Source organism: Paenibacillus lacisoli (assembly GCF_030580655.1).
Taxonomy (GTDB): domain Bacteria; phylum Bacillota; class Bacilli; order Paenibacillales; family Paenibacillaceae; genus Paenibacillus; species Paenibacillus lacisoli.
The window spans coordinates 98,215-119,981 of sequence record NZ_JAUQTB010000001.1; the positions used below are offsets into that span (position 1 = coordinate 98,215).

Here is a 21,767-nt window from a genome sequence, read left to right on the forward strand (position 1 = left end):
AGTAGGAACAGCCTTTTTGACAATTCTTTCGTATTATTCCGAATCTGTAGAGGCTTCGTTCTCCACCACTCCCTGAATGGAATGATAAATGTGAATATACTCCTCCGCAGAAACATTCCAGCTGTAATCGCCCTGAAAAGCATTGCTCGTGATCTTTGTCCAGTGATCATCCTGATTAAAGAAGGAGAGTGCACGACGAATCGTATACAGCATGTCATGTGCATTGTAATTGGTGAACGTGAATCCGTTCCCTTCACCAGTAAATTCGTTATAGGCGTGTACTGTATCGTTCAATCCACCGGTTTCCCGCACAATGGGAATACTTCCATATCGCAGGGCCAGGAGCTGACTGATTCCGCAGGGTTCAAATTTAGAAGGCATCAGATACATGTCGCAGGCTGCATATATTTTACGTGACAGCGCATCATTAAAGGTTATGTTAACCGAGACATTGTCCGGATGTCTGTTGGCCGCTTCCATAAGCCAATGTTCATAAGCAGGATCTCCCGTGCCGAGCACGACAAATTGGAAATCCTCCGTATACATCAATTCGTCCAATACCCGGCTGACCAGATCCAGGCCCTTCATATCAACCAGCCGGGTTACCATAGCTATCATCGGAATATCCGGCTTCACCGGCAGCCCAAGCTCTTCCTGCAGTCCTGCCTTGTTCCGTCTTTTCAGTGTCAGATCTTGATCATAGGGTTGGTAGATTTTCTGGTCTGTGGCAGGATTATAACTCTCCGTATCGATCCCGTTCACGATCCCGCTCAATTTGCCGTGATGTCCAAGATGGCGCAGGAGGTCATCCAGCCCATAACCATAATAGTCAGTCTGTATCTCCCTCGCGTAAGTAGGGCTTACAGTTGTCACATGATCGGAGTATACGAGGCCGCCCTTAAGGAAATTAACCTTATCGTAATACTCTACCCCTTCATACGTAAAATAACGGCTGTCCAGTTCAAGCAGCTCCGTCAATACTTCATAAGGGAAAATACCCTGATACAGCAGATTATGTATGGTGAATACCGTGCGAATCTGGCTGTAAAAATTCTGAGAACGGTAATCTGACTCCAGCAGAAGCGGGATCATCGCAGAATGCCAGTCATGGCAGTGCAGTACATCCGGCTGGAATTCAATCAGGGGCAGCGCTTCGAGTACCGCACGATTGAAGAAGGAAAAACGTTCACCGTCATCCATGTATCCGTAAATGCCTTCTCTTCCGCCAAAATAATACATATTATCAACAAAGTACACTGTGATTCCTTCATAATTCAAGCTCTCAATACCACAGTACTGATTTCGCCAGCCCACATGGATTTCTGTAATGGCTTCAGACTTCATTTGTTCCTTAAAAAGCGCTGGAATCCCCTGGTATTTCGGCAGGATTACACGAACGTCATGCCCGGCTGCCAAAAGCGCTTTGGGAAGGGCACCGATGACGTCTGCCAGCCCCCCTGTTTTGATAAACGGATGGGCTTCGGCTGCCGCAAATAATATATTCATTTCTTTGTCCTCCTGTTTCGTACTCCACTCCTGGTTGTCTCAGCCGTCGTTGTTTCTGCAGTCACATTTGTCGCTGGCTCCAACGGCTTGTTTTTAGCTTTTTTTGTTCTTTTTTTGACGGTTAGCTGAACCTCCGCAATCTCCACCTTCTCATCCGCCTTGGATGCTTTGGCTGCCGTCTTGCGCGGTGTCTTTTTTAGAATGACCATACTCAGCGGAGGAAGTTTTACTTCAAGAGTATTCGGCTGACCATGCCATGAAATTTTGGTTGTCTTCAAGGACTTGCCGTTACTAGAACCGTTTCCTCCGAATTCAACGGAATCCGAATTGAAGATCTCATCATAGCTGCCTGGTTTGTACAAGCCAATCCTGTAATCCGGGCGTTCGACAGGCTGCAAGTTAATCAGAATAATCAGGCTGTCTCCTGGCTTCTTCCCATGACGGATATAACTGATTACACTCTGGTTGGAGTCGTCAGCACTGATCCATTGGTAACCGTCCATGGAATGATCCAGTTCCCACAGCGCCTTCTCCTGTTTGTACAAATGGTTAAGCATCTTCGTATAATGATGTACTTGCCGGTGTGCGTCGTAATCCAGCAGGAACCAATCCAGAGGCTCCTCGTCCTTCCATTCAATAAACTGACCGAATTCGCCACCCATAAACAGCAGCTTTTTACCCGGGGACGTGATTTGATACCCCAATAAGGCACGCAGTCCTGCAAACTTCTGCTCATAGGACCCCGGCATCTTATCCAGTAATGATTTCTTGCCATGCACCACTTCATCATGAGAAAGCGGAAGAATGAAATTCTCAGAATAAGCATAAACAATAGGGAATGTAAGCAAGTTATGATGATTCGGCCGATCCTGAAACTCCTTCTCAACATAATCAAGCGTATCATTCATCCAGCCCATATTCCATTTGTAGTTAAAACCGAGTCCGTCTTCCTCGATCGGAGATGTAACTTTCGGCCATGCGCTGGATTCTTCAGCCATCATCAGAGCATGAGGATAATAGCTGAATATCGTCCTGTTCAGCTGCTGCAAAAATTGGATAGCTTCCAGATTCTCCAGTCCGCCATGTACATTCCGTCTGAACTGCCCTTCCTGCTTCTCAAAGTCCAGACGAATCATACTCGTTACCGCATCAACCCGCAGACCGTCAATGTGATACACCTCCATCCAGAACAGCGCGTTGCTGATCAAATAAGAACGGATCTCCGGCTTGCTGTAATCAAAGCTAAGGGTCCCCCATCCCGGCTTTTCAGCCAGCAAAGGATCTCCGTATTCATACAGCGGAGCACCGTCAAACTGTCGCAGACCTTGGGCGTCCTTAGCAAAATGAGCGGGAACCCAATCCAGCAGCACCCCTATTCCAGCCTGATGACACTGGTCAACAAAATACATAAAATCCTGCGGCTTGCCGTAACGACTCGTCAAAGCGAACAGCCCTGTCGACTGGTATCCCCACGAAAGATCATAAGGATGCTCGCTCAGGGGCATAATTTCAATATGGGTGTAACCCATTTCTAATACATAAGGAATAAGTAATTCCGCCATTTCACGATATGTATAAAAAGAGCCGTCTTCCTTTTGTTTCCATGTACCAAAATGAACCTCATAAATATTCAGTGGTTTCTGATAAGGCTCACGCTGTTTGCGGACCCAAGCTGCGTCCTTCCAGCTGTGTCCTTCCAGGGTGGACACTACTGAAGCTGTTGCAGGCCTTACCTCGGCATGAATGGCATACGGATCGGCCTTTAGAAGCCGTTCTCCACTTGGAGATGTAATGTCGTATTTGTAAAAAGTACCTTCCGTTATCCCCGGAAAAAAACGACTCCAAATGCCCGAATCGGGTATCTTATGTAATGAATCGTTCTCGCCGTTCCAGCCGTTAAAATCCGCGGCCAGGCCGACATGAAGGGCGTTTGGAGCCCAGACGGTAAAACGGACGCCCTCTTCGCCATCCTCAGTCGTGAGGTGTGCGCCCAGACTTCGGTAACTCTGATAAAGGGTTCCTTCATGAAATAAATAAATATCTTCTTTCGACATCAGACGATTGCCCAAATCTGCTTTCACTCATCATCACCTGCTTTTAAAGTTGGACTTTATTAAACCCATTACCCCATTTTAGCCACTTTGAACATAAACATGAGCGTCAAAAAATATTTTTGTAATTTTATGCATTATCGACAATATACATCGTTTCAAACCGACTTATATCCGTTTATGTATTAAACACAGACACACAATTTTGGGAGGGAAACACCATGGAAAAGAAAGAATGCATTGCCATGCTGCTAGCGGGCGGAGAAGGACGGAGACTTGCTCCTCTGACTTCAACCATAGCAAAACCTGCCGTGCCGTTCGGCGGACATTACCGTATCATCGATTTTCCTCTCAGCAACTGTGTCAATTCCGGTATTGATACAGTTGGCGTATTGACTCAGTATGAAGCAGAGTCCCTACATGAGCATATCGGTGAAGGTGAACCGTGGGGGCTGCCGGAACAAGGCAACAGTGGAATCAGCCTTCTGCCTTCATACAATACAGGCAATGACGAATACCTTGGCACTGCGGACGCCATCTACAAGAACATTGAATACATTGATCGCCAGAATCCTGAGCATGTTCTGATCCTGTCTGGTGACCACATTTATCATATGAACTATCGTGAGATGCTGGACGCACATGTTCGCAATCAAGCGGTAGCTACCATTTCGGTCATGGAGGTTCCTTGGGAAGAAGCACACCGCTTTGGTGTAATGACTGCCAATACAGATCTGCGGATCACTGAATTTGCTGAGAAACCACAGCAGCCTGAGAGCAATCTGGCTTCTATGGGTATTTACATGTTTAAGTGGGAATATTTGCGTAAACACTTAATTGCAGATGCAGCGAATGAACAATCCAATCATGACTTTGGAAAAGATATCATCCCTGCGATGCTTAGCGGCGAAGAACCGCTGTTCGTATACGAGTTCCAGGGCTACTGGAAAGATGTCGGTACGATTCAGAGCCTGTGGGATTCACACATGGACCTTCTTGGCGATCAATGCGAGATCAATTTGAACGATGAGTCCTGGCCGATGTTTACGCGTCAATGGCGTACCAAACTAAGTGCTTCCAAACCTCGTACGTTTGTTCCTGAACGTGCTTTGGTTCATGATTCCTGTTCGATGGAAGGCCAGGCCGACAACTCTGTCGTGTTCTGCGGCGTGGAGGTTGGCAAGTTCTCTCAAATCAAGGACAGCGTGGTTATGCCGAATGTTAAAATCGGCCGCAATGTATTGATTGAGCATGCCATCATTGGTGAAGGTGCAGTCATAAAAGACGGTGCAGTAGTCAAAGGTAAAGCCGGAGACATTATCGTAGTTGGACCTAATGAGACGGTACTGGCCAAACCTGCTGTTCGAACTCAGCCAGCTCGTATTCTCAAAGGATACGAGAAATCCGGTCGACTGGTGGCCGAAGGTCTGTAAAATTTAATCATTACATCAAGAGGCGTCCTCGGGAGAGGCCCTCTTTTTTAATGCCTGATTACCTAATTCGCCTTGTATTCCTTTTCTCCTCCTTCCTTATTGGCAAAATAAGCCGCGTCCTTTATGGACACGGCTTATTTAATATGAACTCTAAATAACTTCTTTCTCGTCTTCGGGTCCCTCTTCTGTGTAAGAAGACAGCTCCTCCTCGGGCTCCTCATCCTCTGCTGCCGGTAAAGTAACCGTCACCGTGGTGCCTACCCCGAGTTCGCTCTGCATAACCATCTCTCCGTGATGGAGCTCCACAATCTGCTGAGTGATGGCCAGCCCCAGGCCTGTTCCTCCATGCTGATGATCTGCCTGGAAGAATCGGTCTCTTACTTTGGCCAGATGTTCTTCACTTATACCTATTCCGGTATCCTGAACCGCAACAGAGATAAAACCGTTCTCTTTTTGCAGGGTGAGGAATATCCAGGAGTTTTCGTGAGAAAATTTGACCGCATTATCGACAATATTCAAGAACACCTGCTTCAGGCGGTTCGCATCCCCTTGCACAAAATACGGCAATTCTTCAGCTTCCAGCTTCAGATGTACCTGCTTCTGCTCACCTTTCGCCCAGACATTCAGCATAATTTCCTGTAGAATCTCACGTAAATTGACCCGGTTCATTACCAGCTTCATTTCATTCTGCTGCAGCTTCGAGAAATCAAGAATTTCCTCGACTAGACCAATGAGCCGCTCCGTCTCTTTAGATATAATTCGCATCCCCACGCGTGTTTCTTCCGGATCATAATCTCCCATGTTGAGGGTCTCACTCCAGCCTTTGATGCTGGTCAACGGGGTCCGGAGTTCATGCGAAATCGAAGAAATAAAATCGTCCTTCACCTGGTTTGTACGTACAATCTCTTCGGCCATATAGTTGAGCGTTGATGCCAGCTCTCCGAGTTCATACCTGTAGTTTCCTTTGACCCTCTTATCAAACCGGCCTTTGGCCAGCTGGGCAGACACCTGGGTGATGTTGTTAATCGGCCTGACGATAGAGTTTGCCAGCCCTACACTGAAGATGAACACGACTGCGAGCACGGCGACTCCGATCAGCGCAGCCAGAAGCGTAATGGTGAACAGCTTCTCATTGACACCTTTGAGCGATGTCACATATCGGATGACATAAACATTCTCTCCGGACAGCTGGAACTTCTTCGATACGGCCATGACCTGCTCCCCCGTTGTTGTCTCCCTTCCCACCCAGCGTCCGATATCTCCTGCCAAGGCCTGGGGCAGATCACTGGTCTGTACGCGGCGGTCGGATTCAAACCCTGTCGAATTAATGAGTACATTTCCTTGATCATCTAAAATTTCATATTGGGTTTTGTCGAGCTTAAACGTATTCAGCAGCTCTTGCGAGACATTCTCTTCCGTGTCCGAACGCCCGCCTACAAAATCGGTTACGACTTCAACATGGTTTTTGATATGGCCAAAAATGCTGTCGTAGTAGTAGGCGCGAATGGCAAACAGGAAGATGACCTCGACCAGCAGAAGCGCCAGAAACACAACAAAAAAGTAATGTAATACTATTTGTCTGCGGATTCCCCGCTTGAACATGCCGCCTAGCCTTTCCATTTATAGCCATGTCCCCACACGGTTTGCAAAAACTCCGGTTCCGAAGGATTATTCTCAATTTTTTGACGAAGTCTGCGGATGTTCACATCCACAATTTTAGGATCCCCCATATACTCTTTTCCCCACACATGATCAAGCAGAACGTCCCGGCTGAGCGGTGTATTCTCCTTTTCTAGGAAGAACTGAATCAGGGAGAATTCGGTTGGAGTCAGCTCCACCATTTGTCCGTTCTTCTTAAACTGCTTGGAGATCAGATCCAATGTGAACGGACCGGAATGGAAAGATACTCTGGCCGAGGTTTCCCGATGGACGTTCACCCGGCGCAGCAACGATTGAATACGAGCAACAAGTTCAGTCGGGCTGAACGGCTTGCTGATATGATCATCAGCTCCTACGGACAGCGCATAGACTTTGTCCTGCTCCTGGACTTTGGCTGTCAGGAATATGATTCCTATACGCTCGTTCGTTTCACGGATACGGCGGCACACTTCAAAACCGTCGATTCCCGGCACCATGACATCCAACAACGCGATATCTATGTCCTGAACGCTTTTGAGAATCTGCAGCGCTTCATTCCCGTCCCCCGCTTCCAATACTTCGAAGCCGTTGCGCTTGAGATTAATGACAATAAAACTGCGGATCGATTCCTCGTCTTCTAAAATAAGTACTTTGCTCACTGCTTTACCCCTTTCCTATCACTGAGACCTGAATTATTTAATTTATTCTCCAGGAATTCTCCATGCAATTTGATACCGACGACACGGTCCTTATCCCGGATCCGCTCCTCCCAGCTCCCCTTGGCATCTTCCCATTGCTGAAGAGTAAAAAATTTAATCTCTGCCAGCGTCTGTCCGGTATCGGTTTTAATGAATTTCAGATATTTATCCTTTTGCGACTTGGTATCGAGGGTAACCTTTCCATACAAATCGCTTGGTATTTTTAGCGAGAAACGGTCTTCAAAATCCTCATATTTCTGCATCACAAACTTGGAGCCGTTTTTGCCGTCCCACTGATAATAGTTAACAAAGAAAGGAACGTCATCTGGTGCAAAATGCTCCCATCCGTCCGGCCGCTTCAGTATGCCGTATTCAATGATGCCGTCTCCGTCCACGTCACCGCTCTTGATCATAGCATCTTTCTGAGTATGATCCTGCAGCTGAACCTCCTCCATTACTTCATTATTCATCGTAATCATACTGGAGTAATAGCTGTGTGCTGCAAGCTGGGTATCAATGATAATCCCTTCCTTATTCTTGGCTATCTTGCCTGCTACAATATTATAGAAATTATTAACGGTATTATCCAGATCCAGCTTGCCGATTTCTTGAAACGATCCATTGTATTGATATGTTGTCACGGATGGCATCTCATTCTGTTTATATGAAATTACTGTTAGATCATTGATTCCGTCTCCGTTCAGATCCAGCGGCTCTCGCCGGTTGTCCTCGACCAGAAATTTGGAATAAGGCATCTCCAGCACCTTCTCGATACTACTGCCGTTATAACGATATACAACCAGCAAATTCTGCCCGTCCTGATCATCTCCGGTCGAATAGCCTGCTACAATATCAAGCTGACCATCATTGGTCAGATCGACCAGTTTCAAGGATTCCAGCTCCAGACCTTTGCCTTCGAATGTCAGCTTCTTGACCCAAGTACCCTGCTGTTCCTCCAGCAGCATTCCGTGAATCCGTGGTGTATCGTCAGGCGCTTCGTAGAATACTACCGCTTCCTCGGTTCCGTCGTTGTTAAGGTCGCCCCTGCGGATGGTGTTAGAATCATCGGGATCACGTGGACGCAGCAGAGTAGCTCCGGGAATATCCCGCAGCTGGGTATTGATGACACTGACGAGTTTTTCTTTATCCGTCGACATAATTGGAGTGTTCATCAGTGAAACGGGATCCCTCATCAGATCACATCCGCTTAGCAGCAGCGGCATACAGAGGAGGCCTGCTGCTCCAACCAGCGACGTCATCCAGCTAGCTTTAAACAATTTCATCACTCTTTTCTATACAGCCGCAGCTGCGGTTCAACCCACTTACAACTTATTCTTCTCAGCCATCGTCAATCGCCGCCCGCGAATATCAAAAATGATCTCCCCGTCGGAAATTCCCCAAATGCGGGAAGCATGCTTCTCAGCCAGCTCGATCGGAAGAACGGTGATCACGGTCATCTTCTCTTTCTCACACAGCGATTTAAGTGTACCCAGTACAGCATCCGCAGAATGAGGATCCAGTCCGATGACGGGTTCATCGGCAAGTATGACACTGGCACCATGCACAAGTGCTCGTGCTATTGCCACCCGCTGCCTTTCCCCGCCGCTGAGATTCTGTGCTTTCTCCTTCGCCTTATCCAGCAGACCTAGTTCTTCCAGAACGTCCATCGCGCCCATATAATCATCGGATCTCACCATACCCGTCACTCTGCGAAACAGCGGAGTTTGACCTGCCATACCAATAATGACGTTTTTATGTGCTGTTTTGTTCAGATAAAGGGTCGGATTCTGCTCAAGAAATGCCCACTCACGCTTTAATTTGCTCCGACCGGCCATTCCGCCCTTCAAAATATCCGTACCATCAATTATAAATGTTCCCTGATCCCACGACTCCCTCAGTGCAAGGCAGCGAAGCAGCATACTCTTACCGCTCCCGCTTGGACCTACAACGGCAATCATCTCACCGTGATGAACCTCGAAGCTGATATTTTTGAGAACGGGAACACGGTCTGCCCCCAAACTTTTGGCCAAAGCATTCACTTTTATCATAACCGAACTTCCCCTCTTGTCCGCTGTACTGTATTGCTGTCCATTTTATTGTAAACAATAGCCAAAAGTCATGCAAATCAAGCCTTATGCTCAATATACTGGTGGTTCTGCAACTCACGTTTTTCGGGCTTGAAGCCTAAGCCTATGAGCCCAAATAGGATATAAACGGCTCCCATCACAAAAAACAGGCTTCCGAAGGAGAAGCTGTCCAGAAGTTTGCCACCCATATTAGGGCCCAGAATACTGCCGGCATTGAAATGAAAGGAAGCCAGCACATTGGCCGCTGGCAGCAGCTGCTTTGGCAGCAGATCTGCCGCATAGGCCAGGCCAAGTGAAAAGAATGAACCGACCAGGCCGCCTGCAAGTAACAGCAGCAGCAGCGTCGCAATCAAATGGGTTCCGCTGAACGGAATCAGAACAAAAAGCAATCCACCTGCCGCCGCCGCCCAGATGAGGACATTTCTGCGGCCGATCCGGTCACTCAGGATCCCGAGCGGCATCTGAAGAACCAGACCGCCAATTCCGATGAAAGGCAGCAGCAGTGCAATATCGTCCTGACTGTAACCGATTCTGAGACCATAAACCGGAAAATTACTATTCATACTAGCTTCCATATAACCATAAAGAAAAGCTGGAAGCAGCGCATACCACGCCCACCGGTAACTTCTGCTAAACCGGCGTTTGGCATGTTCATCCGCAGGCTGCTTCTCAGGCTTCATATTGGGCAGCTTGAGGAGGACTAGCAGGAATACGAGAGCAAGCATGACAGCTAAAAGAACGAATGGTACATACATGCCGTATTTCTGCAGCGAAATTCCGAAGGGTCCCAGACTGAAGCCAAGACCGTATGACATCCCGTACAGCGACAAATTGCGTCCTCGCTGATGGACAGGTGTTACCAGCAGTACCCACAGCTGTGCCGCATAATGCAGTGCGCTGTCGCCAATTCCGACGAAGAGGCGAAAAACAAACCAGATCCGGATATCCGGAAATAACGGAAACAATAAAAGGGTGACCATGACAAGCACCAGACCGCTGGCCATCAGCTTCTTGAACCCCAGACGTCCAAGCAGCTTTTCTGCTGCCAAGGTCATTCCGAAAGAACCTATGTATAAAGCGGCAGAATTAAGCCCGTTTAGAGAGGAAGACACCCCCATCTGCTCAAGATAAATGGATAACACAGGAAGCAGAAGCCCCTGGCTAATCCCTGCAATAACGATAACTGCTATTAATATCAGGAAATGGAGCCTGCCTGAGGAGCCAGAATGCTCCGATACAGCTGATGACAATAGAAAATCCCCCTACAAATACAAAAGAAATCGTCAAAAGGAATGACGACTTCCTGTCTGAAATCCAAATTCATCCATGAATTGGTGGTGGCTGCTGCTGAGCCTCATTTCGACAAACTACAATAATTATAGTGGACAATGATTACTTAAACAAGCCATAATGAAAACAGAAAATGTAGATTTCATTCTGCATATTTCAGGATCTTTTTCCGAAGAAGCAGAATGGGCAAGACTTTCAGTTACGCAGGAAAGGCGGCTGCCATTTCAGGCGGTCCATTCTGTGTGATTTAGAATAGGAGGCCCTTCGTATGGGTTATGAAGTACGTGTAGATTCAACACCGATTTATGAGCTGCTGGGCAGTTTTCTCGTCTATGCCACGAAGAAATGGGTACGCAATCTGGACCTCGGCTTTGAGTTTATCGAGACCGCTGACCAATTGCTGGATTCATCTATGAAGAGCGAAATTAGCCAGTCTGCATTCTGGCCGTTCGCTGACTACGATACGCTGTACGCCTGGGCCATCAACCGTCCGGCACATATAATGGAAGCAGAGCAATACATCGATTATGCAGCTTCTGCACCGGAAGCTGAACTGCTGGCCGCTGCCTCCCCGCTCCTCCCGAATCTGCAGCTGGAAGATGTGATGCGGATCCGGCGTGCGTACCTGCCTCTGCTGAAGCATTGGTATATCCGTTATTTTGCCAATATCGAGCAGAGTATGCGCCATCTCTCAGAAGAGGATGCAGCCGAGAAGCAGCTGCTGCTGACCAAAATGGCACCTGAGGATCTTGTTGAATATGCAACTTCCGGGCTGGTTGTACGTGATCTTGAAGGTATTTCTTCCGTTGTCCTGTTTCCAACCGTCCACAACCGTCCCATTAATACATATTGCTTCTATAAAGGAGTTCTGTTCATTCAGTACCCTGTGGAGCTTTCTGAAGAAGATGCCGAGCAGCCGCCGGTCATCCTCTCCCGTCTTACATTTGCTGTTAATGACCTGGATCGGCTGCGTCTACTTCGTTTTCTTGGGAAGGAACCCAAGTCTCTGGATCAGATGATCGAGCACATGAACCTGACCGAAGATGTTTTAACCTCGCATCTGATGGTTCTGCGTACAGCCGGTATGCTGCGGATACATCTGGACCTGGAGAGCCATGATAAATACAACATTCGCCCGGAAGGATTGGGTGATCTCCAGATGTTTCTTGAATCGTATATCGGTTTATAGTTTAACGTACTGCCCTGCCGGTGGGTGATCGGCCAGTTAATGAAGGAGTGCTGCCTGATGAGTTATGAGAAACAACAAATCATTTTTGATCTGGATGATACATTGATCCACTGCAACAAATATTTTGATCTGATTTTGGGACAATACTTCGAGCTGATGATGGACTGGTTCCAGAACGACCAGCTGACCGTTGAAGAAATCCGTCAGAAACAAATTGAAATTGATGTCGCCGGCGTAACCAAAGTCGGCTTTGCCAGCGAACATTTTCCTCAATCGCTAATCGACACCTATCATTTTTTGTGCGAGAAGTATGGCCATAAAGCTGCCGAGGATGAGGAGCACGAGCTTCGTCTTCTCGGACGGAGCGTTTACGAACAGGAGATTGAAGCTTATCCCGGGATGGTTGAAACACTCGAATCGCTGACCAAGGCTGGACATCATCTTTACCTCTATACCGGTGGTGAAAAGGCTATTCAGCAGCGCAAAATCGACCAAATGAAGCTAAGCACATACTTTGATGAACGCATTTTTATCCGACAGCACAAAAATATCGAAGCCCTTGAACAGATTCTGCAGAGCGGCAGCTTTGATCGTAAGAAAACCTGGATGATCGGCAACTCGCTGCGTACAGATATTGAGCCGGCTATTACAGCAGGCATCAACTGCATATATCTTAAACAAAAAAATGAATGGAGTTACAATATCATTGAGCTTAAACAGGAGCCCACTTCGGTTATGTACACCATTCACAGCTTGACGGATGTCCCAAGAGTTATACACGAAAGTATCCATATGCATCAACAGCAAAAGACCCTTGGCTGAAGGGTCTTTTGCTGTTAGAAAGCACTATTCTTCTCGCTGCAGCGTAAGCTTGCCGCTCGTTCGGTCAGCAAGTACAATTCTTGCCTTGTACGCAGCTCCGTTCGCTGTTTTAAAAGAAAGCAGCTGTGTCTGTCCCTTATCGAGCAAAGATCGCAGCATAGCCGGTGATACCTGCTTGCCGCTGAATTCCTTCCAGATCACAAACTTACACCCTTCACGGAAATGGTCACATCCGAATCCTTTTCGTCCTTCAATAATTGTACCGTTACAATTTGAACAAGGGCAGCTGCCCAGTGATACCCGTTCAGCGGAAGACCGCGGCTTGGCTGCGGATTTCGTTGCAGCAGTATTTTTGGAGACAGAAGTTCGCGCTGCCTTAACCGCTGTAGCAGTTCCACTTGATGATGTTTTGCTACGAGGTGAAGCCCCTTTGCGACCTTTACTCCCTCTTCCGCTCTCTACTCCAAATGCCGATGCCGGAGCGGGTGCTTGCTGCTTCACCTTTTCAATGACGGATAGTGTAAACTTCTTCACATTATCCATGAACTTGTCCCGCTCAGCTTCACCCTTGGAGATTTGATGCAGCCTCCGTTCCCACTGTCCTGTCATTTCAGGAGATGCCAGCAGCTCTACTCCCGCTCTGCGGATCAACTCAATCGCCATATTTCCTTTTGGAGTCATGACGATCTTCTTTCCCTGCATTTCGATATAGCCGACATTTTTAAGGCGTTCAATGGTAGCCGCACGGGTCGCTGGTGTTCCCAGCCCACTCTCTTTCATCGCGTCACGAAGTTCCTCATTCTCTATCTGTTTGCCGGCGCTTTCCATGGCTTTTAGCAGCGTTCCTTCAGTATAGCTTTTAGGAGGCTGTGTGGCCTTCTCTTTGGCTTCTGCCTTTAAGCAGTGCACGGGATTTGCTTCGTGAATCTCAAAACTGCGATCCGTCCATTCTTCAGCTTCCTGCTCCTCATCTTTCTTTTTGCGGCTGTTCTTCTTCGTGTTCTGATCGTCGATAACTACTTTCCAGCCAAGATGAAGCAGTTCTTTGATTCCTGTCTTGAAGAGGTGTCCTTCCACTTCTGTGAATACGGTATGCTGCTTGTACTCCGCTGGCGGATAAAAATGAGACAAAAAACGCCGGATGACCAAATCATAAATATTGGATTCCTCTTTGCTTAAAGTACCTGGTTTCTTCAGCGTTGGTAAAATTGCATGGTGATCCTCAACGCGTGAAGGATTGCACACGGATTTGTTCCCTTTGTGAACTAACGCTGGCTGTGCCCCTTCGGCAAGCTCACGGTAGGGCCCGTGCTTAAGCAGCTGCAGCGTCTTGTGCATTCCTTCCAGATTCTGTTCTGTCACGTAATTGGAATTGGTCCGCGGGTAAGAAATCACCTTATGTCTTTCGTATAGTGCCTGAGCGAGGTCCAGCGTCTTCTTCGCCGAATAACCAAACTTGGCATTCGCTTCCCTCTGGAGAAGCGTGAGATCATATAATTTGAAAGGATACTCTTTGGTATTCTTTAACTCGTACTTGCTGATCCTTCCCTCTTTTCCACGGACTGCATCTGCAATTTTCTCTGCATCCTCCTGAGCAGTCAGCTTATCACCTTGACGAATCCCTTTATACTCCGTCTGTTCCTGCTTGAAATGGGCAATGACATCGTAAAAGGTTTGAGATTCGAACGCCTGAATTTCTTTTTCACGATCATAGATCAGTGCCAGTACAGGTGTCTGTACCCTACCGACTGACAGCAGCGCATTATGGCGTGTAGTAAAGGCCCGTGAAGCATTCATTCCAATCAGCCAATCAGCTTCACTTCGTGCTCTGGCAGCCTGGGTCAAATGCTCAAACTCTGCCGCCTCATGCAGCTGACTAAAGCCTCTGGAAATACTTTCTGCTGTCAGATCAGATATCCACAGCCGCTTAACCGGCTGCTTCAGCTTAAGCTGCTGTTGTATCAAGGCAAAGATGTACTGCCCCTCCCGCCCAGCGTCACAAGCATTAACGATCGCGTTGCAGCGCTTTGCCAGTTCACCGATAATCTTGAGCTGATCCTTGGTACGCGGGTTAGGAATGATTTTAAATGAGGAGGGGATGATGGGCAGATCCTGAATGTTCCACTTTTTATACTTGGGATCATAGGCATCAGGCTCGGCAAGCCCCAGGAGGTGACCAATCGCCCAGGTGATAATATAGTGTTCACCCTCAAGATAACTGCGTTTGTTCTGCGCCCGGGGCTCCACCACTGCCGCGATAGTCCGGCCCATGTCCGGTTTCTCGGCGATAATCAGTGTCTTCATCACAATCTCTCTCCCTTGTCATACAATGAGCCATCAAAAAAGGAGCTTCCATGCGGCGGAAGCCCCTGCTTCATAAGTCATTTCTATAATACTAATACAATTATACCATACCCGTTGTCTGTTATAAATGATGAGAACTCATCCTCGTTATTGTCATGTATATGTAATATTAGTTGACTTATTAGTCGAATTATTCTATTCAAACATAGAAAATCGAAAAAAACTCTTTAAACCTGTCGCTTCAGGGAGTATAATTGAGTCAAAATTAAAGTCCGTTCTTCATTAATTCACTTTTATATGTTAAATAATTTAACATATATTGAAATGCACAAACAAAAAAGCAAGCTGCTTACACAGCCTGCTTGGATAACACTAAATTATGCCAGGACGGTGGAACCCATGAGATACTTATCAACTTCACGAGCTGCTTCACGGCCCTCATGAATAGCCCATACCACAAGACTCTGGCCACGGCGCATATCACCGGCCGCAAATACTTTATCTGTATTCGTAACATATTTGCCGTAACGGGCTTTGATGTTGGAACGGCGGTCTGTCTCCAGGCTGAGCTGCTGTGCAATTTCCTGCTCAGGGCCGTCAAAACCGATTGCAATCAACGCCATCTGAGCCGGGAATACACGCTCTGTTCCAGGAACCGGCTGATAGATCTTGCGACCTGTCTCATCAACGATACGCTCGATCTGAATCGTGTGAAGCTCTTTGAGGTTCCCTTCTTCATCACCTACAAATTTGGTCGTCATGATAGAGAATTCACGGGGATCTTCACCAAAAATAGCTTTGGCTTCCTCCTGCGCATAATCCAATGTATATACGTTCGGGAACTGAGGCCATGGATTGGCAATTGGATCCCGCTCCAAAGGAGCTTTGGCATGGGTACCAAATTGGGTCACACTGGAGCAGCCATGACGCAAGGAAGTTGCTACACAGTCGGAGCCAGTATCGCCGCCGCCAATGACAATAACGTCTTTACCTTTTGCAGACAAATACTCGCCATCTTCAAGACCGTTATCCAGGTAGCTCTTAATGGTTCCGTTCAGGAAGTCCATCGCGTAATGTACGCCTTTCAGCTCACTGCCTTCAATGTTGAATTCCCGCGGCTTCGTTGCACCGCCGCAAAGTACAACAGCGTCATATTCATCCACCAACTGCTGAGCAGGAATGTCCTTGCCGATCTCTGTATTCGTCACAAACTGAATGCCTTCCGCCTCCAGCAAGTCCACACGACGTTGTACCACATTCTTATCCAGTTTCATGGTAGGAATGCCATACACCAGCAAGCCGCCAACACGATCTGCACGTTCATATACTACCACACTGTGTCCCGCTTTGTTTAATTGAGCTGCAGCAGCCAAGCCGGCAGGGCCAGAGCCTACAACGGCAACTTTCTTGCCTGTACGTTTCTCAGGAGGGGTAGGAACGACCCAGCCTTCTTCGAAGCCTTTGTCGATAATCGCCTGCTCAATGGTCTTAATGGTTACAGGCTGTCCGATTAAACCTACGGTACAGGAACCTTCACACGGCGCAGGACAGACACGCCCTGTAAATTCAGGAAAGTTATTCGTTTTGTGAAGACGATCCAACGCCTCACGCCATTGGCTCCGGTAAACAAGATTGTTCCATTCCGGAATGAGATTGTGAACAGGACAGCCAAAAGTGCCACCTTCCATATCCATACCTGTGTGACAGTAAGGTGTACCGCAATCCATACAACGTGCGCCCTGCGTACGAAGTTCGTCTTCAGATAAATGCTTATGGAACTCTTCCCAATCCTGAATCCGCTCTTCCGGTGTGCGGTCAGCGGGAAGCTGGCGTTTGTACTCCATAAATCCTGTAGGTGTAGACATCTTACGTTTCCCCCATCCGTTCTCTTCTCATCAATTCCATGCCTAAACCCCCATGAAACTGCTATCTTGTTGAGTTTTTGTATATTGTATCATAAACCATCGACATGTGGTGGAAAAAAACTTTATAACCTTAATCAAAGACTGTGATAGCAGGCTTTACAGGGCATGGCTAACAAATTTCAGTTATCGTAACACGTCCCACTTTGTATATTAAATGGATAAACTGCATATATATTTGTATTTAAAGACGACTCTATCGCCGTTCATACGTAAGAAAACGATAGTCATACGGGTTCTTGTCATCCTTAATCCCCTGAAACTCCTCAACGATTCTCCATGGACTCCAATCCAGTTTGGGAAAATAAGTATCCCCTGCAAAAGCAGCGTCGATCTCGGTTACCATTAGACGATCTGCAAGCGGCCAGAATAACTTGTAAATCTCAGCTCCGCCAATGATCATGATTTCCTCGTTATGATCCAGCTGCTGAATCTCGGCAACGGTATGAGCGACATCAGCTCCATCAGCCCGGTATTCGCTGTCTCTCGTCAGAACGATGTTCTTCCGATTCGGAAGGGGGTTGCTGCCAAAAGACTCCCACGTTTTACGGCCCATTACTATCGTTTTCTGCAGGGTTTGCTCCTTGAAGAAAGCCATGTCCCGAGGCAAGCGCCAAGGCAGTCCGTTATTTTTGCCAATCAGTCCATCCCTGCTCATTGCCCATATCATTGAAATGGTCATATGCCCCTCCTCATAATAAAAGACTTCTGTTAAATCGCTACTGGAGCTTTAATGGCTGGATGATACTCGTAATTCTCGAATTCGAAATCCTCATAAACGTAATCGAAGATAGTTTCCGGTTTACGCTTAATGATCAGCTTCGGCAGCGGCAGCGGTTCTCGTTCCAACTGGGTTTTAACCTGCTCCATGTGATTGGAATAGATGTGGACATCACCGCCGGACCAGATAAATTCACCAACTTCAAGATCACACTGCTGAGCAACCATATGAGTAAGCAGCGCATAGCTAGCAATGTTAAATGGCAGTCCCAGAAACGTATCCACCGAGCGCATCGTCAGCATGCAGGACAGCTTGCCATCAGCTACATAGAACTGAAATACGAAATGGCAGGGCGGCAGCTTCATTTGGTCAATGACAGCTACGTTCCATGCACTGACAATATGACGCCGGGAATCCGGGTTATTCTTAATGGATTCGATGACATTCGCAATCTGATCGATACGCTCTCCCTCAGGTGTTTCCCACGCTCTCCACTGAGAACCGTATACAGGGCCCAGATCCCCATTCTCATCTGCCCATTCGTCCCATATGGTTACTTTATTCTCTTTGAGATAACCAATATTGGTATCCCCTTTCAAAAACCACAGGAGCTCATGAATAACTGAACGCAGATGGATACGTTTCGTCGTTACAAGCGGGAAACCTTCCGCCAGATCAAAGCGAAGCTGACGTCCGAAAACAGATGTCGTCCCGGTACCTGTACGGTCTCCTTTTGTGACTCCATGGTCTAATATATCTTGCAGCAAGTCCAAATAATTACGCAATGGATTCGCTCCTTTCCTGATGTATGTTTATATTACCAGCAATTTGTGAAAATTCTGATTAACCACCTAGCTTTAAGTTTATCACGATCTGTATAGACCACGGAAGAGAGAAAGCTAAGGAAATGATGACCGTCTCTCCTGCCCTGTTCATAAAAAAGACAGGCACACCGTAAAGTGCACCTGTCATAGAAGACAATATATTATTCAAGTATTAGCGACGCGGTGCCAGAGCATGGATTGGATGGCCCAATACGACTTCAGCTGCTTCCATCACGATCTCGCCCAAAGTTGGATGAGCATGAATAGTCAAGGAGATATCTTCCAAAGTAGTACCCATCTCGATCGCGAGACCCAGCTCAGCGATCAGGTTGGAAGCTTCCAGACCTACAATTTGAGCTCCCAGAACAAGGCCAGTGCCCTCTTCAGCTACGATTTTCACGAAACCTTCAGCAGCATTCAGAGATACCGCACGGCCGTTAGCACCGTAGGAGAATTTGCCAACTTTAACTTTGTAGCCTTTTTCAGTCGCTTCTTTCTCAGTATAACCTACGCTGGAGCATTCAGGATCTGTGAATACCACGGCAGGAATACATTTGTAATCCACTTCAGAAGGCATTCCTGCAATTGCTTCAGCAGCAACCTTACCTTCGTAAGAAGCTTTATGAGCCAGTGCAAGACCAGGCACGATATCGCCAATGGCAAAGATGTGCGGAATGTTGGTACGGCCTTGTTTGTCAACTTTGATCAGACCACGGTCTGTCATTTCGATGTTGATCAGGTCAAGACCGAGATCTCCGTCTGTATTCGGACGACGGCCAACCGTAACGAGCAGGTATTCTGCTGTTACTTCTTTGGCTTCACCGTTAACAGAGAATTTCACGGTTACATCTTTATCTGTTTGCTCAGCACTTTCAGCTTTAGCACCTGTAAAAATTTCAATTCCTGTTTTCTTCATGCTTTTCGCAACGAGCGAAGTCATGTCTTTATCAAAGCCTGGCAGCACGGTGTCCATACCTTCGATAATCGTAACTTGAGTACCAAACTTGGAGTACATTTGACCCAGCTCTGCACCGATGTAGCCGCCGCCGATGACGATCATGCTTTTCGGAATTTCAGGCAGGTTCAAAGCTTCTGTCGAAGACAGAATACGGCCGCCGAATGGGAAAGGCTTCAGTTCGATCGGACGGGAACCCGTAGCGATGATGCAGTTTTTGAAACGGTAACGAGGAGACTCGTGCTCATTAAAGCAGCGAGCTTCGTTTTCACTGATGAACATACACTCACCATTGAAAACTTCTACTTTGTTACCTTTGAGCAGGCCGCTAACGCCGCCAGTCATTTTCTTAACTACACCGTTTTTGAATTCTTGGGTTTTGGCAAAATCGACTTTTACGTTCTCAGCCGTAACACCAAATGTTTCGCCATGCTTAGCAGCTTCAAACTGATGAGCTGCAGAAATCAGAGCCTTGGAAGGAATACAACCACGGTTCAGACACACGCCGCCGAGCTCAGATTTATCAACAATCAGAACTTTCTGGCCCAACTGCGCGGCACGGATGGCGGCTACATAGCCGCCAGGACCCGCACCAATCACTAATGTATCAATATCGAGAGAAGCGTCTCCTACTACCATTGATTACACCTCCATAACGAGCAGCTCAGGGTTAGCGAGCAGCTGTTTGATATAGTTCATGAAGTTTTGTGCTGTTGCACCGTCGATAATACGGTGGTCGAAGCTCAGGGACAATGCCATCACAGGTGCTGCAACAATTTCACCATTCTTAACAACCGGCTTCTCACTGATGCGGCCTGTACCCAAGATCGCAACTTCAGGGAAGTTGATGATCGGAGTGAAGAACATACCGCCGGCAGAACCGATATTTGTAATGGAGATCGTGCTGCCTCTCATTTCATCCGGCTTCAGCTTGCCGTCACGGCCGCGTGCTGCCAAATCACGAATGGAATCAGCAATCATCCAGATGCTCTTACGATCTGCATCCTTGATAACAGGGACGATCAAGCCGTTGTCTGTATCCGTAGCAATACCGATGTTGTAGTACTTTTTGTATACAATTTCATTCGCATCTTCGTCAATGAATGCATTAAGTGCAGGGAATTGACGGGAAGCTGCAACCAGTGCCTTAACGATGAATGGCAGGTAAGTAACCTTAACACCCTTCTTCTCAGCGATTGGCTTCATGCGAGTACGGAATGCTACCAGTTCAGTAACGTCCACTTCGTCCATGATCGTAACGTGTGGGGCAGTGTAAGCCGATTTAACCATTGCATTAGAGATCGCTTTGCGAATGCCTTTGAATGGTACGCGCTCTTCATCAGCCGCACGGTCAGCAGCAGCTGCTGCAGGAGCTTTGTCCGCTGCAGGTTTGCTTGCTTTTGGTGCTGCAGTTTCAGCGGCAGGAGCCGTTGTCGCAGCTGGTGCTGCAGCAGCGCCGCCTTTCTTGAATCCGTCGATATCTTCTCTAGTCACGCGGCCGTTCTTACCAGTCGCATTAACCTGAGCGATATCTACACCTTGCTCACGAGCATATTTACGAACGCTTGGGGTAGCCAGAACTTCTTTGGAAGAAGCGCCTGTCGCAGGTTTAACACCAAGATCAGCTTCATTAGCTGCTTGAGGGGCCACTGCTTCCGCAGCTGGTTCAGCACCTTCAGGCAGTTCGCCTTCAGCGTTAATTACAGCTACGATCTGGCCAACGTTAAATACGTCGCCGTCTTTCGCAAATACTTCAACGATCGTGCCGTTAACCGGGCAAGGTACTTCTACAACAGCCTTGTCGTTCTGTACTTCCATGATGATATCGTCATCAGTTACCTTATCGCCTGCTTTGATATGCATTTTGATGATTTCACCTTCATGCAGACCTTCACCAAGCTCAGGGAATTTATATTCAAAACGGGAAGCCCCGCCTTGAGAAGCAGCAGGAGCAGATGTTGCAGGAGAAGAAGTCGTGTCAGCACCGCCTTGTGCAGCTTCTTTCTCTTGGGCAACCTGCTCTTCTTGAGGAACGTCTTCACCCTCAGGCAGTTCGCCTTCAGCGTCGATGATTGCAACGACTTGTCCTACGTTGAATACGTCACCGTCTTTGGCGAAAACTTCTGTTATCGTACCATTAACCGGACAAGGCACTTCTACAACAGCCTTATCATTCTGTACTTCCATGATGATATCATCATCGGTTACTTTATCGCCGACTTTGATGTGCATTTTGATAATTTCGCCTTCATGCAGGCCTTCGCCCAATTCTGGGAATTTATATTCGAATTTTGCCACGCTCAAGTACCTCCTTATTCGCTGTGCTG

At 47.4% G+C, this 21,767-nt stretch carries 16 protein-coding genes; 3 read left to right on the forward strand and 13 right to left on the reverse strand.

Features of this window, described 5'->3' with window-relative positions; translation table 11 throughout:
* Positions 1-33: 33 nt before the first annotated feature.
* Together glgA and glgB are read right to left on the reverse strand one after the other, a co-directional pair.
* Positions 34-1,506 carry a glycogen synthase GlgA gene (glgA, locus tag Q5741_RS00500; RefSeq protein WP_305022087.1) on the reverse strand — a complete coding sequence of 491 codons (1,473 nt, stop codon included), beginning with the start codon at positions 1,504-1,506 and terminating at the stop codon, positions 34-36.
* Positions 1,503-3,560: a 1,4-alpha-glucan branching protein GlgB gene (gene glgB / locus Q5741_RS00505; RefSeq protein ID WP_305022696.1), complete on the reverse strand. Its 2,058-nt coding sequence runs from the start codon at positions 3,558-3,560 to the stop codon at positions 1,503-1,505. The genes glgA and glgB overlap by 4 nt, the downstream gene beginning before the upstream one ends.
* Before the next feature lie 218 nt (positions 3,561-3,778).
* Between glgB and Q5741_RS00510 the strand changes: the two genes are divergently transcribed.
* A complete protein-coding gene (locus Q5741_RS00510) occupies positions 3,779-4,990 on the forward strand; it encodes a glucose-1-phosphate adenylyltransferase (protein ID WP_305022088.1) in 1,212 nt (403 codons plus the stop codon).
* A 150-nt stretch (positions 4,991-5,140) separates the two neighbouring features.
* On the opposite strand, the gene Q5741_RS00515 is transcribed toward Q5741_RS00510, so the two are convergent.
* The 5 genes from Q5741_RS00515 to Q5741_RS00535 all read right to left on the reverse strand — a co-directional run bounded on the left by Q5741_RS00515 (position 5,141) and on the right by Q5741_RS00535 (position 10,663).
* Complete coding sequence (locus Q5741_RS00515) at positions 5,141-6,592, reverse strand: sensor histidine kinase (RefSeq protein ID WP_305022697.1); 1,452 nt, start codon at positions 6,590-6,592, stop codon at positions 5,141-5,143.
* 5 nt (positions 6,593-6,597) lie between these two features.
* Positions 6,598-7,287 (reverse strand): response regulator transcription factor, encoded by a 690-nt coding sequence (locus Q5741_RS00520; protein WP_305022089.1) that lies wholly within the window; start codon positions 7,285-7,287, stop codon positions 6,598-6,600.
* On the reverse strand, positions 7,284-8,609 hold the full coding sequence (locus tag Q5741_RS00525) for a hypothetical protein (RefSeq protein ID WP_305022090.1): 1,326 nt from the start codon (positions 8,607-8,609) through the stop codon (positions 7,284-7,286). The genes Q5741_RS00520 and Q5741_RS00525 overlap by 4 nt, the downstream gene beginning before the upstream one ends.
* 39 nt (positions 8,610-8,648) lie before the next feature.
* A complete protein-coding gene (locus Q5741_RS00530) occupies positions 8,649-9,374 on the reverse strand; it encodes a phosphonate ABC transporter ATP-binding protein (RefSeq protein ID WP_305022091.1) in 726 nt (241 codons plus the stop codon).
* Positions 9,375-9,451: 77 nt separating this feature from the next.
* The gene (locus Q5741_RS00535; RefSeq protein WP_305022092.1) at positions 9,452-10,663 is read right to left on the reverse strand and encodes an MFS transporter; all 1,212 of its coding nucleotides are present in this window, start codon (positions 10,661-10,663) and stop codon (positions 9,452-9,454) included.
* Between the two features lie 308 nt (positions 10,664-10,971).
* Between Q5741_RS00535 and Q5741_RS00540 the strand changes: the two genes are divergently transcribed.
* Complete coding sequence (locus tag Q5741_RS00540) at positions 10,972-11,892, forward strand: ArsR family transcriptional regulator (RefSeq protein WP_305022093.1); 921 nt, start codon at positions 10,972-10,974, stop codon at positions 11,890-11,892.
* 57 nt (positions 11,893-11,949) lie between these two features.
* Entirely contained in the window at positions 11,950-12,714 is a 765-nt protein-coding gene (locus Q5741_RS00545) for an HAD family hydrolase (protein WP_305022094.1), read from the forward strand.
* A gap of 24 nt (positions 12,715-12,738) precedes the next feature.
* Here the strand turns inward: Q5741_RS00545 and Q5741_RS00550 are convergent, their stop codons facing one another.
* From Q5741_RS00550 to Q5741_RS00575, 6 genes are all read right to left on the reverse strand, one after another.
* Positions 12,739-15,018, reverse strand: a complete 2,280-nt coding sequence (locus Q5741_RS00550) for a type IA DNA topoisomerase (protein WP_305022095.1) — start codon at positions 15,016-15,018, stop codon at positions 12,739-12,741.
* Between the two features lie 377 nt (positions 15,019-15,395).
* Positions 15,396-16,883 carry a glutamate synthase subunit beta gene (locus tag Q5741_RS00555; RefSeq protein WP_305022096.1) on the reverse strand — a complete coding sequence of 496 codons (1,488 nt, stop codon included), beginning with the start codon at positions 16,881-16,883 and terminating at the stop codon, positions 15,396-15,398.
* Between the two features lie 253 nt (positions 16,884-17,136).
* Positions 17,137-17,622: a dihydrofolate reductase gene (locus tag Q5741_RS00560; protein WP_305022097.1), complete on the reverse strand. Its 486-nt coding sequence runs from the start codon at positions 17,620-17,622 to the stop codon at positions 17,137-17,139.
* A 29-nt stretch (positions 17,623-17,651) separates the two neighbouring features.
* Positions 17,652-18,446, reverse strand: coding sequence for a thymidylate synthase (gene thyA / locus Q5741_RS00565; RefSeq protein WP_305022098.1), 795 nt, complete (start codon positions 18,444-18,446; stop codon positions 17,652-17,654).
* Between the two features lie 211 nt (positions 18,447-18,657).
* Positions 18,658-20,079, reverse strand: a complete 1,422-nt coding sequence (gene lpdA, locus Q5741_RS00570) for a dihydrolipoyl dehydrogenase (RefSeq protein WP_305022099.1) — start codon at positions 20,077-20,079, stop codon at positions 18,658-18,660.
* 3 nt (positions 20,080-20,082) lie between these two features.
* Positions 20,083-21,738 (reverse strand): 2-oxo acid dehydrogenase subunit E2, encoded by a 1,656-nt coding sequence (locus tag Q5741_RS00575; RefSeq protein ID WP_305022100.1) that lies wholly within the window; start codon positions 21,736-21,738, stop codon positions 20,083-20,085.
* Between the last annotated feature and the right edge of the window lie 29 nt (positions 21,739-21,767).

Excerpts from the sequence above, each read along its gene's own strand:
- glgA (WP_305022087.1), bottom strand. The coding sequence starts at position 1,506 with ATGAATATATTATTTGCGGCAGCCGAAGCCCATCCGTTTATCAAAACA.
- glgB (WP_305022696.1), bottom strand. The coding sequence starts at position 3,560 with ATGTCGAAAGAAGATATTTATTTATTTCATGAAGGAACCCTTTATCAG.
- Q5741_RS00510 (WP_305022088.1), top strand. The coding sequence starts at position 3,779 with ATGGAAAAGAAAGAATGCATTGCCATGCTGCTAGCGGGCGGAGAAGGA.
- Q5741_RS00515 (WP_305022697.1), bottom strand. The coding sequence starts at position 6,592 with ATGTTCAAGCGGGGAATCCGCAGACAAATAGTATTACATTACTTTTTT.
- Q5741_RS00525 (WP_305022090.1), bottom strand. The coding sequence starts at position 8,609 with ATGAAATTGTTTAAAGCTAGCTGGATGACGTCGCTGGTTGGAGCAGCA.
- Q5741_RS00530 (WP_305022091.1), bottom strand. The coding sequence starts at position 9,374 with ATGATAAAAGTGAATGCTTTGGCCAAAAGTTTGGGGGCAGACCGTGTT.
- Q5741_RS00540 (WP_305022093.1), top strand. The coding sequence starts at position 10,972 with ATGGGTTATGAAGTACGTGTAGATTCAACACCGATTTATGAGCTGCTG.
- Q5741_RS00545 (WP_305022094.1), top strand. The coding sequence starts at position 11,950 with ATGAGTTATGAGAAACAACAAATCATTTTTGATCTGGATGATACATTG.
- Q5741_RS00550 (WP_305022095.1), bottom strand. The coding sequence starts at position 15,018 with ATGAAGACACTGATTATCGCCGAGAAACCGGACATGGGCCGGACTATC.
- Q5741_RS00555 (WP_305022096.1), bottom strand. The coding sequence starts at position 16,883 with ATGTCTACACCTACAGGATTTATGGAGTACAAACGCCAGCTTCCCGCT.
- Q5741_RS00560 (WP_305022097.1), bottom strand. The coding sequence starts at position 17,622 with ATGACCATTTCAATGATATGGGCAATGAGCAGGGATGGACTGATTGGC.
- lpdA (WP_305022099.1), bottom strand. The coding sequence starts at position 20,079 with ATGGTAGTAGGAGACGCTTCTCTCGATATTGATACATTAGTGATTGGT.